Below are 17,157 nucleotides of genomic sequence, written 5' to 3' on the forward strand. Positions count from 1 at the left end.
GCGAGGAGGGAACGATGCATAAAAGAGTTGAAGAGGCGGTGGCCGATGTGTGGTCGCGCCTGGATGCCGGGCCGGACCGGGCAGTGGGATTGACCAGCGACCTGGTGCGTATTCCCTCCGTTAATCCGAAATTTCAGGTCGAGCCCGAAGAGGGCCTGGAACGTCAGGTTCAGGAGTTGATCGCCGGCGAGCTCTCCGGTTGCGGTCTCGACATCCGGACGTTCGACGCGCTGCCTGGCCGCCCCAATCTTCTGGCTGAAACCGAAGCCTCTGGCAGCCCGGAGCGCGGGCTGATCCTGTGCGGCCATATCGATGTGGTGCCGGTCGGCGACCGGCGCGAATGGAGTTACGATCCGTTCTGCGGCGACATCCGCGAGGGCAAGGTGCTGGGACGCGGCACCATGGACATGAAGGCGGGCATGGCCTGTTGCGTGGAGGCGTTGCGCGTCATTCGCGAGGCGGGCATCCGGCTTCAGGGCAAGGTCGCGCTGCATTCCGTCGTCGACGAAGAGGCGGGCGGCTTCGGCGCCAAGGCCATGGTGCGTGCCGGTCATCTCGCTCCCGCGGCAATCATCGCAGAACCAGGCGGCGACGAGATCTTCATCAGCCAGGGCGGTCTCGAATGGCTGCGCGTCACCATCCGCGGACGCCAGGGGCATTCGGCCTATCGCTTCACCGGCATGTATCCCCAGCCTTATCAGGAAAACCGCAAGGCTCCGCCGATCAGTGCTGCCGACATGGCGACGCGCTTCCTGTCGGCGCTGCGCGACTATGAGGCCGCCAATGCACGCGTGAAAAGCCATCCGATGATGCCGCCCGGCATCAATCATTTCGGCGTCGGCGCGGTGCGCATCGGTGCGGGCCTCGGTGCCGACGGCCTGCCGATGATCATGACCAATCCGGGTATCGTGCCGGACGTGGCCGTGATCGACATCGACCATAAATTCATGCCGCACGAGACGAGCGCCGACATTCGGGCCGATTTCGAACGCTTCGTGGCGCATTTCTGCGCTACCGATCCGTGGTTGCGCGAAAATCCGATCGAGGTGAAGTGGGATCTCTACGATCTGCATTTCCCGCCGATGAACACGTCTGCCGATCATCCGCTTGTCAGGATCGTCACCGACCGGCGGGCCAGCCTCGGAAAACCGACGGCGTTGCGCGGCTCCATCGGCGTGACCGACGGGGCTCACTATGCGGTTGCCGGTGTTCACCCGATCCGCTACGGCCCCTTTGGCGCCAACCAGCACGCCGCCGACGAATGGGCGGATGTGGAATCGATCAAGACGACCACAAAAGTTCTCGCGGCCGCCATCCTCGACTGGTGCGGCGTCGCCTGAGTTTCGCATCTCGCATTCAAGTTTGCCCTTGCTGTCCCTTCATCCTTTCTGCCCGGCGTCCACCCGCGCCATTAGAGGAACCGTATCATGCTGAAACGCCTGCCTGCATCGTTGCTCGCCTCAGTAGGCCCGGCTGCCGTCCTTGCCGTTGTTCTCGCCGCCGCCGCGCCGGCCTATGCCGAAACGCTCAAGTGGGCGCGCGCCTCCGACGTCCAGACGCTCGACCCGCACGCCTACAATGAAGGCATCACCCATGCCTTCAATCAACAGATCTATGAGCCGCTCGTGGCGCGTTCGGATGACGGCAAGCTGATAGGGGTCCTTGCCACCGAATGGCAGATGTTGCCGGACCATCCCGATACCTGGGAGTTCAAGCTGCGTCCGAACGTGACCTTCCACGACGGCGCGCCGTTCACGCCCGATGACGTCGTCTTCTCGTTCCAGCGCGCCATGGCGCCGACCTCGAATATGCGTTCGCTCCTGAACGCCGTCGACAGCGTCACCGTCAAGGACGATCACACCGTCCAGATCAAGACCAAGGGCGTAAGCCCGCTTCTGGTCAACAATCTGGTCAACCTCTTCATGATGAACCGCGCCTGGGCGGAAAAGAACGGTGCGGCCGTGCCGCAGGACTTCAAGAGCGGCCAGGAAAACTATGCCGCGCGCAACGAAAACGGCACCGGCGCCTACCGCCTGGTCAGCCGCGAGGCCGACCATCGCACCGAACTCGTCGCCTATGACAAGTATTGGGGCATCGGCCAGTTCCCGCTCGATATCGACCGGATCATCTACACGCCGATCCAGTCGCCGGCCACGCGCGTTTCGGCGCTCATCAGCGGCGAAGTCAATTTCCTGCAGGACGTTCCCCCTCAGGATATCGCCAAGCTGGAGCAGAATCCGGACCTGCGCGTGGTGAAGGGGCCGGAAAACCGCACCATCTTCTTCGGCGTCAACATGGGTGCCGACAAGCTCACCTACGGCGAGGCGAAGGGCAATCCCTTCGCCGACAAGCGCGTGCGTCAGGCGATGAATATGGCGATCGACCGCGAAGTGATCGGCAAGGCGATCATGCGCGGCCAATCCATTCCGATCGGCACCATCGCGCCGCCCTTCATCAACGGCTATACGGAAGAAATGGGCAAGCTGCCCAAGGTCGACATCGCCAAGGCCAAGGAAATGATGGCCGCCGCCGGTTACGGCGATGGCTTCTCCGTCACTCTCAACTGCACCAATGACAGCTTCGTCAACGACGAGCGCATCTGCCAGGCAATGGTCGGCATGATGGCCAAGATCGGCATCACCGTGCATCTCGACGTGCAGCCGGCCGGCGTGGTCTACCCGATGGTCGCCAACGGCAAGACCGATTTCTACCTGATGGGCTGGGGCGCATCGACCTTCGATTCCCAGTACATCTTCGACAATCTGGTTCATTCGCGCAGCGAAGGGCGCGGTGCGTGGAGCGCGGTGAATTTCAACAACAAGGAGATCGACGCCAAGATCGAGACCCTGGGCACGGAAGCCAATCTCGACAAGCGCAACGCCACGATCGCCGACATCTGGAAAGTGGTGCAGGATGAGAGCTTTTACCTGCCGATCCACGCGCAGATGCTCGCCCGTGCCTCGCAGAAGAAGATCCATATCACGCCAAACCTGTCCAACAGCATCTTCGTCAAGACGATATCGGTAGACAAATGATCGCGTTCCTCCTGCGCAGACTGGCATCGGCCGTGCCCGTCATGCTGATCACGGCCTTCCTGTCCTTTGCCGCGTTCCGCTTCATCGGCGATCCGCTGCAGAACATGCTGGGACAGGATGCGACTGCGCAGGACCGGGCGCGCCTTGCCGCCGAACTGGGGTTCGACCAGCCTTTCTACATCCAGTTCTGGCGTTTCATCGTTTCCATCCTGCACGGCGATTTCGGCGTCTCTACCCGCGTGGGCCGTCCCGTGCTCGACCTGATCCTGGAGCGGCTGCCCGCCACGTTGGAGCTGGCCGTGCTGTCCTTCATCATCGCCATGGCGGCGGGTATCATGCTCGGTGTCATGACGGCCCTGCGTCCGCGCTCCATCTTCTCGCGCCTCAGCATGACCGGATCGCTGGTCGCGGTGTCGCTGCCCAATTTTCTGATCAGCATCGCGCTCATCTATGTCTTCTCGGTGCATCTCGGCTGGCTGCCTGCCTTCGGGCGCGGTGAGACCGTCCGGATCGGCTGGTGGACCACGGGGCTTTTGACCAGAAGCGGCTGGGAGGCGATCATCCTGCCCGCCATTTCGCTCGCCACCTTCCAGTTGACGCTGATCCTGCGTCTGGTGCGCACGGAAATGCTGGAGGTGATGCATTCGGATTATATCCGCTTTGCACGCGCGCGCGGCCTGCCGCAACGGCTGATCTACTTCACCTATGCGCTGAAGAACACGATGGTCCCGGTCGTCACGGTTGCGGGCCTGCAGCTCGGCTCCATCATCGCCTTCGCGGTGGTCACGGAAACCGTCTTCCAGTGGCCGGGCGTCGGCTTGCTGTTCATCAACTCGGTCAATTTCTCCGATGTGCCGATCATGGCCACCTACCTGCTTCTGACCTCGGTCATCTTCGTGACGATCAACATGGTGGTCGATTGCATCTATTATCTCATCGATCCACGCCTGCGCGCCGTGGGAGCCATCCAATGACCGCCATCACGCGTTTTCTCCGCTCCGATATCGGCTACTCCTACGTGCGCTCGCCGGGCGCCATCCTCGCCACGCTGGTTCTCCTTGTCATCCTGATCGCTGCCGTCGCCGCGCCGTTCCTGGCTCCGCAGGATATTCTCGATCCGGCTCAGCTCGACCTTATGTCGGCCAACACGCCGCCATGGAGCGTCAGCGAGCTTTCCGGCCAATTCTATGTGCTGGGCACCGACGACCAGGGCCGCGACATTCTCTCCGCCACGCTCTACGGCACGCGCGTTTCGCTACTCGTCGGCCTTGCCGCGGTCATGCTCTCCATGACGATCGGCGTCACGCTCGGGCTGGTATCCGGCTATTTCGGCGGCCGCGTCGACGCCGTCATCATGCGCATCGCCGACGTTCAGCTATCGATACCGGCGATCCTGATCGCGCTTCTGATCTTCGGCCTGACCCGTTCGCTGCTGCCGCCCGGCGCGCGCGACACCGTGGCCGTCTATGTGCTGATCCTCGCCATCGGCTTTTCGGGCTGGGTGTCCTATGCGCGCACGGTGCGCGGCGCGGTGATGGTGGAAAAGCAGCGCGAATATGTGCAGGCCGCGCTGATGATGGGCTTGCCCACCCGTACCATTCTCACACGGCATATCCTGCCGAATGTGCGCCGCCCCATCCTGGTGATCGCCACGATCTCGCTGGCGCTCGCCATCATCACCGAGGCGACCTTGTCCTATCTCGGCGCGGGCCTTCCGGCGACGCAGCCCTCGCTCGGAACGCTGATCCGCAGCGGCCAGGACTTCCTCTTCGCCGGCGAGTGGTGGATCCTTCTGTTTCCTGCCGTCACGCTTCTGGCGTTGGCGCTGGCGATCAACGTACTGGGTGACTGGCTGCGCGATGCGCTCAATCCGAGGGGCATCTGACCATGGCGCAAACCCGTCCCCCCATCCTGTCGATCCGCGGGCTGAGCGTTGATTTTCCGAGCCGTCACGGCACGTTCCAGGCGGTTCGCAATGTCGGATTCGACATCGCCGCCGGCGAAATCCTCGGCATCGTCGGCGAATCCGGCGCAGGCAAGTCCACGGTCGGGGCCGCCATCACCGGACTGCTGCAACCGCCGGGCCATATCAGCGCCGGCGAAATCCGCCTGGCGGGCGACATCATCGACGCACGCAACGCCAGGGCGATGCAGGCTCTGCGCGGCAAGCGCATTTCGACGATCTTCCAGGACCCGTTGACCAGCCTCAATCCACTCTTCACCATCGAGCGGCAGCTGGTCGACACCATCCGCACGCACCGTCCCATGTCGCGCGCCGAGGCCCGCGCCGAAGCGGTGCGGCAGCTGGAAGCGGTCGGCATTCCCGAACCGGAACGCCGCGTGAAGAACTGGCCGCATGAGTTTTCCGGCGGCATGCGTCAGCGGGCGGTGATCGCGCTCGCGCTATGCTCGAAACCGGAGCTCATCATTGCCGACGAGCCGACCACGGCGCTCGACGTGTCGATCCAGGCGCAGATTCTGGAGCTGATCCGCAAGCTGGCCAAGGAGCGCCAGGTGGCGGTTATGCTCATCACCCACGATATGGGCGCGATCGCGCAGGTGGCGGATCGCGTGGCCGTGATGCGCTCCGGCGAAATCGTCGAGCTTGACGCCACTGGAACCGTGCTCGACCGCCCCAGGCACGATTACAGCCGCGCTCTGATCTCGGTGGTGCCGCGCGCCGATGTGAAGCTCGACCGTTTTCCCGTGGCCGGCGCGCCGAAGAACATCGACGCCGCCATGCAATGGCTGCTGGACGGAGAGACGGGCCGCGGCATCGCCGGCGACTTGCTGGTGGAGCTGCGCCAGATCGAGCAGGTCTATGGCGGCGGGCGGTTTTTCTTCGGCGGCGGGTCCGGCGGCTTCAAGGCGCTGCACGACATCAACCTCACGATCCGCAATGGCGAAGTAATGGGGCTTGTCGGCGCATCCGGTTCCGGAAAATCCACCATGGCGCGCATTTTCGCGGGCCTGACGCGGCCGAGCCACGGCCAGATGCTGTTTGCCGGGCAGGATGTCTTCGCGGCGCCCTTTGCTGCCCGGCAGCAGATCCGCCGTGCCACGCAGATGGTGTTTCAGGACCCTTACTCCTCGCTGAATTCGCAGATGCGCGTCGGCGACATCATCGCCGAGCCGATGGTACACTACGGGCTCGCTGCCAGCCGGCGGCAGGCCGAGCCGGTGATGCTGGAGCTCTTGAACGCGGTCGGCCTCGATGCCGCCGCGGCGCATCGTTACCCTCATGCCTTCTCGGGCGGGCAGCGCCAGCGCATCTCCATTGCCCGCGCGCTGGCCAGCCGGCCGCGCTTCCTGATCTGCGACGAACCGACATCGGCGCTCGATGTGTCGATCCAGGCCCAGATTCTCAATCTGCTGAAGGATTTGCAGGAAAAACTCTCGCTCACCATCCTGTTCATCAGCCATGACCTTCCGGTGGTGCGGCAGATCTGCGATCGGATCACAGTGCTGGAAAAGGGCTGCATCTGCGAGACCAGCACCACCGAGACCTTGTTCAACTCACCCCGGCATGCCTACACCGCCAGCCTCCTGTCGATGATTCCGGATATGCACGGACGCGCCGAACGGGGTCGGGAAGGCCGCGAAGGAGGTCTGGCATGAGCATCCGCGACAGGCTCACCGACGGCTCCATCACCTTCACGCGTTCCGAGCTGAAGATCGTGCGCCAGCTTCTGTCGAATTATCCGGCCTCCGGCCTCAACACGGTGGCCTATCTGGCCTCTGCGGCTGGTGTGAGCGATCCGACCGTGGTGCGCCTCGTCAGCAAGCTCGGCTTCAGCGGATATCCCGAATTTCAGGCTGCCCTACTTGGGGAAGTGCAGGAGCGCATGAGCTCCCCGCTATCCATGATGGACGAGCGCAAACCCACGCCGGGGCAGAACAATTTCTACCAGCATTTTCTGGATGCCAGCATCCAGGCCCTGGAAACGGCCAAGTCGACGCTGCCGTCGCATGATTTCAAGGCCGCAGTCGATGCCGCTGCCGATGTGGGCATGCGCGTTCATTGCCTCGGCGGGCGGTTCAGCGGCATGCTGGCCGGGATGCTCTGGGCCCATATGAAGCAGCTCAGGCCCGACACGCACTGGATCAACGGCGCGCAAGCCGATGAAGTCGACCATCTCGTCGATCTCGGCAGGAAGGACACGCTGTTCGTCTATGATTACCGGCGCTACCAGACCGGTACGATCCGCTTTGCCCGCCATGCGGCCGATCAGGGCGCGAAGATCGTTCTTTTCACCGACCGCTGGCTTTCGCCGATCTCCGAATTCGCCGCCGTCACGCTGACCGTGCCGGTCGATACCGCCTCGCCCTATGACACGATGGTTCCGGCCATGGCGCAGACCGAAGCGCTGATCGCCGCGCTGACGGCGCGCTTCGCAGCGACATCCCGCAAACGCATCGAGCGGCTGGAAGAACTTCGCAGCAGCTATGCCATTACGGAAGACGCGCTCAAGCGGACCCAGTGAGCACGTCCCCAAACCCCGACATAACCAGGAGAATACGATGGCTTCCATCGAAGTGAAATTCGGCAACGATCACTTGCGGCGCGAAAGCGCCTATGAGCCGGGCATGACCTCGCTCCTGCTCGTGGACATGCAGAGAATCTGGTGCGAGCCCAATCTCGACCCGACCCATCCGCAAGATGCCGACAGCTATTACCACCGCCGCCTGCGCGATCTGGTGGTGCCCAACCAGAGGCGCATTCTCGACGCGGCGCGTGCGGCCGGCGCCAATGTGCTGCACACGATCATACAGAGCCTCACGAATGACGGCCGCGACCGGTCCCTGGATCACAAGCTGTCCGACATGCATGTGCCGAAGGACGCGCCGGAAGGTGCGGTCATCGACGCGCTGAAGCCGATCGAGAACGAGATCGTATTGCCGAAGACCTCCTCCGGCGTCTTCAACTCGACCAATATCGATTATGTGCTGCGCAATCTCAACACGCGTTACCTGATCATCGCCGGCGTCGTCACCGACCAATGCGTGGACATGGCGGTGCGCGACGCCGCCGATCGCGGCTACCTGGTGACGCTCGTGCACGATGCCTGCGCGACCTACACGCAGGCACGCCACGACGCGGCATTGAGCGCTTATGCCGGCTATTGCTGGATCACCGATACCGAGACCGTGCTCGAGCGGCTCGGCGCATTGACGGCCTGATACCGTGTCCGGAGGAAAAAAGATGGATAATCGCACCAATACCGATACAGGCCTGACCGAACTCGCCACCATCGTCACGACCGATCTTTGCGGCATCACGCGCGGACGCAGCTTTGCCGCAGCCGAGCTGGACAGTTATCTTCGCAAGGGCGTGGGCTGGGTGCCGGCCAATCTGGCGCTGACGCCTTTCGACGCGATCGCCGGCGACAATCCCTGGGGGTCCGAAGGCGACCTGCGGCTCATCCCCGATGCGGAAAGCCGCGTGCGCGTGACGTGCCTGCCCAATGAAACGCCGCTGCATTTCTACCACGCCGATATTACCCATCTCGACGGCTCGCCATGGGACTGCTGCGTGCGCAGCTTTCTCAAGGACACGGTCGAGGCTTATGAACGCGAGGCCGGGTTGCGTGTGATCAGCGCGGTGGAACAGGAGTTCCAGATCATCGGCGCGGACTGGCCGGAGGCGCCCGCCTTCAGCCTGCGCGCCCAGCGCCGTACCGGCGCTTTCCCCTCGCTGCTGATGCAGGCGTTGGAGGAAGCCGGCGCCGAGCCGGAAATGTTCCTGCCGGAATATGGCAAGGACCAATTCGAAATCACCTGCCGCCCGGCGTCGGTGCTGGCGGCTGCCGACCGCGCCGCCACCATCCGCGCCGTCACGCGCGAGGTTGCCGCCCATTTCGGCTGGCATGCGAGCTTCGCCCCGAAAATCGCGGCCGACGGCGTCGGCAACGGCGTGCACCTGCATGTGAGCTTCACCGATCTCGACGGCAATCCCGTGACGTTCGATCCTGCGCGGCCCGGTCGTCTGTCGAAGATAGCCGGTTCGTTCGCAGCGGGCGTCATCAAGCATCTGCCGGCGCTCGTGGCCTTCACGGCGCCGTCGGTGCTGTCCTATCTGCGGCTCGTGCCGCATCACTGGAGCGCGGCCTTCACCTGCCTCGGCGAAAAGAACCGCGAGGCGACGCTGCGCATCTGCCCGACGCTCGACCTGCCGGGCAGCAATCCGGCCAAGCAGTTCAACATGGAGTTCCGTGCCGCCGACGGTTGCGCCAGCCCGCATCTGTCGCTGGCCGTGCTGCTGCGCGCCGGGCTCGAGGGTATTCGCGCCGGGCTGGAACAGCCGCCGCTGACGAATTCCGATCCCGCCGACATGGACGAAGCCGAACGCGAGCGCCTGGGTATCCGCCGCCTGCCGGCAAGCCTTGGGGAAGCTCTTGAAGCGCTCCAGCAGGATACGACCGTAACGGGCTGGTTCTCCAAGGATTTCATCGACTGCTATCTTGCCATGAAGCGAATGGAGATGAGCATCGTGTCCGGCAGCACCCCGGATGAACTTTGCGCCCGCTATTCGGCGGTTTATTGATACGGAAACGACCATGAATGACATGACCAAGGCCAAAGCGGCAGCGATGCGCGCCAATCCCGCAGAGTCGCTGCTGGCGATTGACGAACCTCCACCCTATGCGGTGGTGAACCCGGACGGCACTTCGCCATTCCTGCTGCTGTGCGAGCATGCGTCGAACCGTATTCCGCGCATGCTGGGCGACCTCGGCCTGTCGCATTCCGATCTTCAGCGTCACATCGCCTGGGACATCGGAGTAAGTGCGCTTTCACAGCATTTGAGCGTGGCGCTGGATGCGCCGCTCTTCATGACCAACTATTCGCGTCTCGTCATCGACTGCAACCGGCCGCTGCATGTGCCTTCGGCTATTCCTGAAATCAGCGAGGCCACGCACATTCCGGGCAATATCGGCATCGGCGAGGCGGAACGGTTTCAGCGCATCGATACGCTGTTTCGACCATTTGCCGATGCCGTCGAGCGCCGGCTCGATTTGCGGCAGGCACGGCACCTGCCGACCATGGTGGTCGGCATTCACAGTTTCACGCCCGTCTATCACGGAAAGACAAGACCGTGGCATGCCGGCGTGCTCTATGGCGAGGCGAAGGAATTCGGCCGTGCATTGATCGCCGCGCTGGAAAAGGAAACCGGCCTGACCATAGGGGATAACGAACCTTACAACATTCATCCCGACGAGGATTATACGGTGCCCGTGCATGCGGATACACGCCAATTGCCGGGCCTTTTGATCGAAGTCCGTCATGACCTCATAGAAACCCGGGAAACCGTCGAACAGTGGGGGAGATGGTTGACCGCAAGCTTGCTGAGGGCGGCTCGCTAGATCAATGCCGGCAGGAGGACATAGCGGTTTTCCTGCCAAAATTGCGCCAAAACAAACAGTTGGAGCAGTTCGGTGATTTCAAGAGGAACCGAACCGCTCCAAGCCTCTCGAAACGCTGTCAATCCGCTCTTTGGCAAGAGAGTTGGCGGCGCCATCCTTCCGTGATCGGCACGGCTACCCTCATTCGACGATGACCGGCGTGTCACTTTCGGCGCGGCCACGGAGCGGCTTTTCCGGCATGAAATGAAACGCGACGAGCGACAGTGCCATTGTGGTGGCGCAAGCGAAGAAAATATAGGCGAAGGGCATCGCCGCCGTGCCGGCGGTATTCAGCGCCTGCAGGCCCTCTCCGCCAAGCGGGAGGCCGTTGCCGAGCGCGATGGCGCCGAGGATCGCGACCCCGAGAGCGCCGCCGAGCGAACGCAGAAACGTAAGGACGCCCGTCGCCACTCCGAGATGAGCCTGATCGACCGCATTTTGCACGGACACAGTGGCGACCGGAAATGTCGTTCCGGTGCCAAGTCCCGCGCCGATCGTTAGAAGCTCAAGCACAATCAATGAAGAATGGCCGGCCAGGAGCGCCAGCGCCGTGAGGCAAACCAGGCTGAACAGCGCCCCGATGATCGCGATCATCTTATAATGGGCGATGCGTGGAATCGCCCTTCCGCTGGCCATGGCTCCAACCACCGTGCCAAGCAGCAGGCCGAGCATGGCGATGCCCGAACTGCTTGCGGAAAGCCCGTAAACCGATTGCATGTAAACGGGAAGATAGACCGAAAGGCCGACATTGGCGGCCTGCACCGTGAACATTGCCAGCGTCCCGCACCGCACGACGGAATTGCCGAGCACTTCAAGCGAGATCAGGGGCTCTTCCGTGCGCTGCAGGCGTAGGCCGAACACGGCCCAGAGGGCGGCCGAACAGCCCAGCAGCCCTAAGATGATCGGTGACAGCCATGAGTAGCGGCTGCCGCCCCAGTTGAGAGCGAGGAGCAACAGTGCAGTCGCGACGACGAGCAGCATCGCGCCGGCGGCGTCGATGCGGTGCGCGCGAGCGCTCACGGGCAGCTTCTTCAAGGGGTTGTTGATGATTGCCAGCGCCATCAGGCCGAGCGGGATGTTGATCCAGAAGATCAGGGACCAATGCAGGTGCTGGGCGAACGTGCCGCCGAGCAGCGGCCCGGCAATGCTTGCCACCGCCCACGTTCCTGAAATCCAGGCCGCATAACGCGCGCGTTCGCGCGGCGGGACGAGATCGCCGATGACTGTCTGCGACAGTGCGAACAGGCCGCCGCCACCCAGGCCCTGCACCGCGCGGCCGATGATCAGCACCAGCATGTTGGGGGCGAGAGCGCTGATGAGCGAGCCTGCGAGAAAGATGATGATGGCCGCGAAGATGGTCGGGCGGCGACCATGCACATCCGATATCTTGCCGTAGAGCGGCGCCATGGCGGTCGCAGTCAGGAGATAGCCGGTCACGAGCCAGGGCAGATATTCGGGATGCCCGATCGCCTCGCCGATCGTCGGCATGGCAGGGGCGACGATCGTCTGGTCCAGCGCGGCAAGCAGCATGGAAAGCAGAACTCCCGCAATAATGATGTTCTTCTCGGATTCGGAAGGAACAGATGCTGCCGCGGCCTTTTCATTCGGAAAGGTTATCTTATTCATTTCTTTCGTCTCACTCCCCGGCGGCCTTACAGAATCTTGATTGCAATGCTGTCCTACAGCGACGGCGGGCGATCGCCAATCCCTTTGCAGCGTTCGTACCGACGCAATGGTTTGCGATGTTGGACTCTATCTTTGGAACGGACATCGACCGGCCGCTGCTTGTCGGCCTCAAACATGCTGTCCGCATGGCGTGACATCTCGGCAAACCTTATCCGTCACGCCGAGGAATTCCCGGCCCGGCTTCACCCGGAGTTCGTCTATGCCGCAAAACCGGGGCCGTGCCTCGTTGGAGAGAGCACAGGAAAATCGGCCGGCGCCGTCTAAGCTGCCGTCGCCATCTTGCGATGCGTGCAAGGCTTCCTATCTCTTGTCGATCCCCCTACACGGAGCCTCACATGGGCCATCTTGCAACCAATCCGCTTTCCGATCTGCATATGGAGATTCTTCCACCCGAGCGCACCGAGGAGCCTCAGGCGGACGCCACGGCATGTCTTTGCTGTCGAAGGATGCGATCGGCGGCGAAGATGGACGATGACGGCTGCGGCATATGTGACGAGTGCCTGGCGCCATGACGAATGACGCTGCTTATGCATCGGGTCTGTTGCTTCAGCGGGTGGAGAGCGGCGGGGGAGGTGGCGGAGTGGTCGAACCGAAGCCCAGCGAACGTTGGACCATCACGCTGTCCGCCCAGCGACCGTAGCGATAGGCGACTGCCGGCAACAGGCCGACACGGGCGAAACCGAAGCGTTCGTGCAGGGCCAGCGAGGCGACGTTGTCCGCGTCGATATAACCGATCATCTGCCGGAAGCCCGCTGCCGCGCAGGCGTCTATCAGCCCGCGCATGAGCAGGCTCCCGACGCCCTGGCCGACATGCTCGTGATGCACATAGATGGAGTGCTTGACGGTATAGCGATAGGCCGGGCGCTTGCGGAACAACACCACATAGGCATAGCCCACCACCTTTTCGCCTTCGATCGCGACGACATGGGGAAACCTGCGGTTCTTCAAATTCTTGCGGCGCTCCCGCAAATCGTCCGGTTGCGGCGTGTCGCTATCGTCGACCCCATCTTCGACGCCGCGGCGAATATGGCGGCGATAGATCGCCAGCATGGCATCGACGTCGGTATCGCGAGACGGGCGAATGACGATCGTTTTATTCTGCTCCATGATCAAACCTGAATTGCTGGCCTATTCGGCAACGACATAGGTGTGGAGCCTGATGCGGCCGGCGTCATCGGCCTCGCGATAGACTCCCTGAATCTCGACTTCGAAGCCGGGGAAGGTGTTGAAACAGGTTTCGAACATCTTGAGATAGTCGAGCATGGGCTTTGCTTCCTCCGTCAGCCGCTCGCCGGGTACGATGGTGGCGATCCCCGGCGGATAGACGACGAACGGCGTCGTCGCGATGCGGCCGGTAATGGCATCGATCGGCAGATAGTCGACATCGTTGCGAACAAGGCAGCGCGCCGCATCATGCGGCGACATCGCAATCGGCGGCAGATGGTCGGCGGAAAACTGCAGCGTCTGAAGCGCGCTGACATTGGCCTGACGGAAGAAGCCGTGCATTTGCGTGCACAGATCGCGCAGCCGTATCCCTGCATAGCGGCCTGGCCGGCGGCGGTAGAATTCAGGGATTGCCTCCTCCAGCGGCACATTGTCGTCATAGAGTTTCTTGAAGGCGACGAGACCGCTGATCAAGGTGCCGGCCTTGCTGGCCTCGACGCCGGGGGTGAGGAGGAACAGCAGAGAATTGAGGTCGTTCTTCTCCGCGACGATACGGTTTTCGCGCAGATATTGCGCGACCACGGGCGCCGGTATGCCGTGCTCGGTGTATTGCCCGCTTGCGCGATCGAAGCCGGGGGTGAGCAGGGTGAGCTTGTTCGGGTCGGTCATGGCGAAGCCCGGCTCCATGTCCGAAAAGCCGTGCCATGCCGCGCCGGGCGTGAGATGCCAGAAGGCGGGATTGGTAGCGAGCTGGTCGGTGGCGACGCTCTCCCATGGCACGTCATGCACTGCGCCGGGACTGGACACATCCGGGATAGCCACCCGATCCGGCACGAAAGGCTCGAAGAACCACCGACGCTCGGGACGGTGTTCCTTCTCCTCGAATTCACGGCGCACGGCGCGGATCTTCTTGCGCAGCTCGATACCGAGGCGGATCGTGTCGTCCCAGAGCACCTCGCCCGAGCGCCCCTTCATCATCTGCGCGCCGACATCGAGCGAGGCAAACAGCGGATAGAAAGGAGAGGTCGAGGCGTGCTGCATGAAGCTCTCGTTGAAGCGCCGGTGTTCCACACGGCGTTTCTGGCCGGTGATATGCCGGTCCTTCATGTGGATCTGAGAGGCTTGAGAAAAGCTTGCCAGCTGCTTGTGGGTGGATTGCGTCGCGATGATTCCCGGCGCCTCCGGGCCGAGGTCGGCGAGGCCCATGGCGAAGCGTCCGGCATAGAGCGGGTGAAATTTCATGAACCCCGCCCATGCCTCGTCGAAGAGGATGTAGTCGCATAGATGCCCGATGCGCTTGAGGATCATCTCGGCATTGTGAATGGTGCCGTCATAGGTGCACTGCTCCACGACCGCGACGCGGAACGGACGCGGCTTTTTGTAGGCCTCCGGGTCTTTCACAAGCGGATGGGTGCGAATGCGCTCCCGCAGGGCTTCCTCATCCATGGCGGCAAAATCGATGGGGCCGATCAATCCGTAGAGATTGCGGATGGTCGGCAGGTAAACCGGAATGCCGCCGGAGATCATCAGGGCGCCGTGATGAGCGGCCTTGTGGTTGTTGCGGTCGAACAGCACCAGATCGCCGTCCGTGACCAGGGCCGAGAGCGCGACCTTGTTGGATGTCGAGGTGCCGTTCAGGACGAAATAGGTCTTCTCGGCGCCAAAAATCTTGGCAGCCTCCTTCTGTGCGGCCAGTGCCGGGCCTTCATGGGTCAGCAGGTCGCCGAGATCGAGCACCGAATTGTCGAGGTCGTCGCGGAAGACCGCTTCACCCAGATGCTCCATGAACACCCGGCCGATCGGGCTGCGGCTGTAGAAGATGCCGCCATTGTGCCCCGGGCAGGTCCAGAGCTGGTTGCCTTCCTCGGCATAATCGACCAGCGCGCCGAAAAAAGGCGTCTTCAGCGTCTCGGCATATTGCTTGAGCCGGCTGATGAGGCTCTTGGCGATGAAAGCGGGCGTCTCTTCGGAAAGGAAGACGTAGCCGTCGATGAAATCGAGCACCTCGACCGGCACATCCTCGAAGCGTTTGCGGCGGATCAGCAGGATGATCGGAAATTCGAGGCCGCGCCGGCGCATCAGATTGATGAGGGAAGCCGTCTTGCCCTCAAGCCCCTTTTTGCCCCAGTCGACCAGCATGCAGCCGATGGCGGCATCCGTCTGCACGGCGATCTCCGCATCTTCCAGGTTGCGCGCGCGCACGACCTCGAAACCGGAGCGTTCGATCTCCTCGACGATCTGATTGTAGCGAGCTCCCTCCAAATCCTCGCTGTCGAAGGCCGGCGTTGCGAACAGAAAGTTGAAGCGTCTGAAATAATCCATCTCGGTACTCGCTTTTGATCAGGCTTGAGGTGTCGACGCATTTGATGACATGGATGTGACAACGCATCGGATGTCCGAAACGCTGCCGACGACGAGATAGTTTCCAAAATTGTCCGCCATGGTTCGCATGCCGCATCGACAGCTTGCGGGCGGCGGCTCCGTAAGCTCAAGCCTATCTTCCGGCTAAACGTTGCGGATATCCCGGCAAAGCACCAGTGCCAGGGTCGGGCGCCTCATGAAGACTTTAAAAGTCGGGGGCGTATGATATCCGCTCTGTCTTTTCGGCGGTGGCGATGGTAAGGGAGCTTTACGAATGACGATTGCTCCGGGTGTCTTTTGAATACTGCACGGCAACAGACCGGAATTGACGCGCCGCCGCTGACGGAAAGCGCGCGGGCGGTGCTGCGGACGATCGCCAGCAACGGGCCTGCCACCAGACCGCAATTGAGCGCTGCGCTCATGTTCTCCAAGCCCACCATGTCCGCGGCGGTCAGCGAGCTCGAACGTTATGATCTTCTGGCTCCGGCGGGCATCAACCGCGGCTCGGTCGGGCGCACCTCGGTTACCTACGGCCTTGGCCCCGGGGCCGGCTTCGTTGTCGGGATCGATTGCGGAACGACGCATATCAACGCGATCGCGCGCGGTCTCGATGGCGCGACGCTGGCCACGGTGGGAAGGCAGCTGGTCGATAAGTCCGCCGCCGAACGGTTTCGGCTGATCGAAGAGGTTATCAAGCAGCTGCTCTCACAGTTCGAAGCGCGATCGACACCGCTGCGTGCCTTGGTGATCGCTCTTCCCAACATCATCTCGGCTTCGCTCGAGAGAATGTTCGGCCGCGATATACTGCTTCCCATACTGGCACGGCTGCAATCCGCCTACGGAGCGCCCGTACTCCTGGAAAACAACGTCAATTGCGCCGCGCTCGCCGAATATCACGAGGGAGCGGCAAAGCATCACTCCTTCGCGATCTACATGCAGATCGGCGTGAAGACCGGCATGGGCATCGTACTCGATGGACGGCTGTTCCGCGGCTTCAAGGGTGGCGCCGGCGAAATCGGCCATCTGCCGTTTCCCTGGTCGGAGCGGGAGCAGCCGAAGTGGCAGCAGGTGGAAACCTATATGGGCTCGGCGGCGTTGCTGGAGCGCGCGGCCGCGAGCTGGCCGGAAAAGGAAGGAAAGCCGCCGGAAAGCACCAGCGACCTCTTTGCGCGCGTCGAGCAGTCTCCGGCTGCGCGCGCCATTGTCGAACAACATGCCCGGGATGTCGGAAACCTGGCCGCTGCTTGCGTGAGCGTGCTCGATCCGGAACTGATCGTGCTTGGCGGTGGCGTCGGGCAAAATCCGCAGTTGTTGCCGGGCGTAAGAAGTGTCGTGAACGAATTGTGCTGGGCCGTCGAAGTGGTCAATGGCCAGCTGGCCAACCAGGCGACCGTTCTCGGTGCCGTGCGCCTTGCCATGGATTTCGCCATGGCAAGACTTTTGGGAGAGGAAGGAAAGCCCGCTTTCCTCTATCCGGAAGCGCTGGCCGTGGATCGGATCAGCGTTTAGCC

Annotated in this window: 13 protein-coding genes; 10 read left to right on the forward strand and 3 right to left on the reverse strand. The window is 62.5% G+C overall.

Annotation, left to right across the window (positions count from 1 at the left end; translation table 11 throughout):
• The first annotated feature begins 14 nt into the window (after positions 1-14).
• The 9 genes from ACJJVH_RS28875 (at position 15) to ACJJVH_RS28915 (ending at position 10,396) form a co-directional block, all read left to right on the forward strand.
• Complete coding sequence (locus tag ACJJVH_RS28875) at positions 15-1,340, forward strand: M20 family metallopeptidase (RefSeq protein WP_412066819.1); 1,326 nt, start codon at positions 15-17, stop codon at positions 1,338-1,340.
• 87 nt (positions 1,341-1,427) lie between these two features.
• The gene (locus ACJJVH_RS28880) at positions 1,428-3,035 is read left to right on the forward strand and encodes an ABC transporter substrate-binding protein (protein ID WP_412066820.1); all 1,608 of its coding nucleotides are present in this window, start codon (positions 1,428-1,430) and stop codon (positions 3,033-3,035) included.
• The gene (locus tag ACJJVH_RS28885) at positions 3,032-4,009 is read left to right on the forward strand and encodes an ABC transporter permease (RefSeq protein WP_112803473.1); all 978 of its coding nucleotides are present in this window, start codon (positions 3,032-3,034) and stop codon (positions 4,007-4,009) included. Before ACJJVH_RS28880 ends, ACJJVH_RS28885 begins: the two co-directional genes overlap by 4 nt.
• Positions 4,006-4,920 (forward strand): ABC transporter permease, encoded by a 915-nt coding sequence (locus tag ACJJVH_RS28890; protein ID WP_112803471.1) that lies wholly within the window; start codon positions 4,006-4,008, stop codon positions 4,918-4,920. Before ACJJVH_RS28885 ends, ACJJVH_RS28890 begins: the two co-directional genes overlap by 4 nt.
• Before the next feature lie 2 nt (positions 4,921-4,922).
• Entirely contained in the window at positions 4,923-6,653 is a 1,731-nt protein-coding gene (locus ACJJVH_RS28895) for a dipeptide ABC transporter ATP-binding protein (protein WP_412066821.1), read from the forward strand.
• On the forward strand, positions 6,650-7,519 hold the full coding sequence (locus tag ACJJVH_RS28900; protein WP_412066822.1) for a MurR/RpiR family transcriptional regulator: 870 nt from the start codon (positions 6,650-6,652) through the stop codon (positions 7,517-7,519). Before ACJJVH_RS28895 ends, ACJJVH_RS28900 begins: the two co-directional genes overlap by 4 nt.
• A gap of 37 nt (positions 7,520-7,556) precedes the next feature.
• Positions 7,557-8,216 (forward strand): isochorismatase family cysteine hydrolase, encoded by a 660-nt coding sequence (locus tag ACJJVH_RS28905; RefSeq protein ID WP_412066823.1) that lies wholly within the window; start codon positions 7,557-7,559, stop codon positions 8,214-8,216.
• Positions 8,217-8,238: 22 nt separating this feature from the next.
• Positions 8,239-9,579, forward strand: coding sequence for a glutamine synthetase family protein (locus tag ACJJVH_RS28910; protein WP_412066824.1), 1,341 nt, complete (start codon positions 8,239-8,241; stop codon positions 9,577-9,579).
• A gap of 13 nt (positions 9,580-9,592) precedes the next feature.
• Positions 9,593-10,396: an N-formylglutamate amidohydrolase gene (locus tag ACJJVH_RS28915; RefSeq protein ID WP_112803461.1), complete on the forward strand. Its 804-nt coding sequence runs from the start codon at positions 9,593-9,595 to the stop codon at positions 10,394-10,396.
• A gap of 180 nt (positions 10,397-10,576) precedes the next feature.
• Here the strand turns inward: ACJJVH_RS28915 and ACJJVH_RS28920 are convergent, their stop codons facing one another.
• The 3 genes from ACJJVH_RS28920 to ACJJVH_RS28930 all read right to left on the reverse strand — a co-directional run bounded on the left by ACJJVH_RS28920 (position 10,577) and on the right by ACJJVH_RS28930 (position 15,607).
• Positions 10,577-12,061, reverse strand: coding sequence for an MDR family MFS transporter (locus tag ACJJVH_RS28920; RefSeq protein WP_113358417.1), 1,485 nt, complete (start codon positions 12,059-12,061; stop codon positions 10,577-10,579).
• A gap of 606 nt (positions 12,062-12,667) precedes the next feature.
• On the reverse strand, positions 12,668-13,228 hold the full coding sequence (locus ACJJVH_RS28925; RefSeq protein WP_412066825.1) for an N-acetyltransferase family protein: 561 nt from the start codon (positions 13,226-13,228) through the stop codon (positions 12,668-12,670).
• Positions 13,229-13,249: 21 nt separating this feature from the next.
• Entirely contained in the window at positions 13,250-15,607 is a 2,358-nt protein-coding gene (locus tag ACJJVH_RS28930) for an Orn/Lys/Arg decarboxylase N-terminal domain-containing protein (RefSeq protein WP_412066826.1), read from the reverse strand.
• A 336-nt stretch (positions 15,608-15,943) separates the two neighbouring features.
• On the opposite strand from ACJJVH_RS28930, the gene ACJJVH_RS28935 reads away from it, so the two are divergent.
• Positions 15,944-17,155, forward strand: coding sequence for an ROK family transcriptional regulator (locus tag ACJJVH_RS28935; RefSeq protein ID WP_412066827.1), 1,212 nt, complete (start codon positions 15,944-15,946; stop codon positions 17,153-17,155).
• Positions 17,156-17,157: the final 2 nt, after the last annotated feature.

The sequence above is a fragment of the Rhizobium sp. SYY.PMSO genome (genome assembly GCF_046840415.1).
GTDB lineage: Bacteria > Pseudomonadota > Alphaproteobacteria > Rhizobiales > Rhizobiaceae > Rhizobium.

Bases quoted from the DNA above. Each gene is read 5' to 3' on its own strand.
- ACJJVH_RS28875 (WP_412066819.1), top strand. From the start codon at position 15: ATGCATAAAAGAGTTGAAGAGGCGGTGGCCGATGTGTGGTCGCGCCTG.
- ACJJVH_RS28880 (WP_412066820.1), top strand. From the start codon at position 1,428: ATGCTGAAACGCCTGCCTGCATCGTTGCTCGCCTCAGTAGGCCCGGCT.
- ACJJVH_RS28885 (WP_112803473.1), top strand. From the start codon at position 3,032: ATGATCGCGTTCCTCCTGCGCAGACTGGCATCGGCCGTGCCCGTCATG.
- ACJJVH_RS28890 (WP_112803471.1), top strand. From the start codon at position 4,006: ATGACCGCCATCACGCGTTTTCTCCGCTCCGATATCGGCTACTCCTAC.
- ACJJVH_RS28895 (WP_412066821.1), top strand. From the start codon at position 4,923: ATGGCGCAAACCCGTCCCCCCATCCTGTCGATCCGCGGGCTGAGCGTT.
- ACJJVH_RS28900 (WP_412066822.1), top strand. From the start codon at position 6,650: ATGAGCATCCGCGACAGGCTCACCGACGGCTCCATCACCTTCACGCGT.
- ACJJVH_RS28905 (WP_412066823.1), top strand. From the start codon at position 7,557: ATGGCTTCCATCGAAGTGAAATTCGGCAACGATCACTTGCGGCGCGAA.
- ACJJVH_RS28910 (WP_412066824.1), top strand. From the start codon at position 8,239: ATGGATAATCGCACCAATACCGATACAGGCCTGACCGAACTCGCCACC.
- ACJJVH_RS28915 (WP_112803461.1), top strand. From the start codon at position 9,593: ATGAATGACATGACCAAGGCCAAAGCGGCAGCGATGCGCGCCAATCCC.
- ACJJVH_RS28920 (WP_113358417.1), bottom strand. From the start codon at position 12,061: ATGAATAAGATAACCTTTCCGAATGAAAAGGCCGCGGCAGCATCTGTT.
- ACJJVH_RS28925 (WP_412066825.1), bottom strand. From the start codon at position 13,228: ATGGAGCAGAATAAAACGATCGTCATTCGCCCGTCTCGCGATACCGAC.
- ACJJVH_RS28930 (WP_412066826.1), bottom strand. From the start codon at position 15,607: ATGGATTATTTCAGACGCTTCAACTTTCTGTTCGCAACGCCGGCCTTC.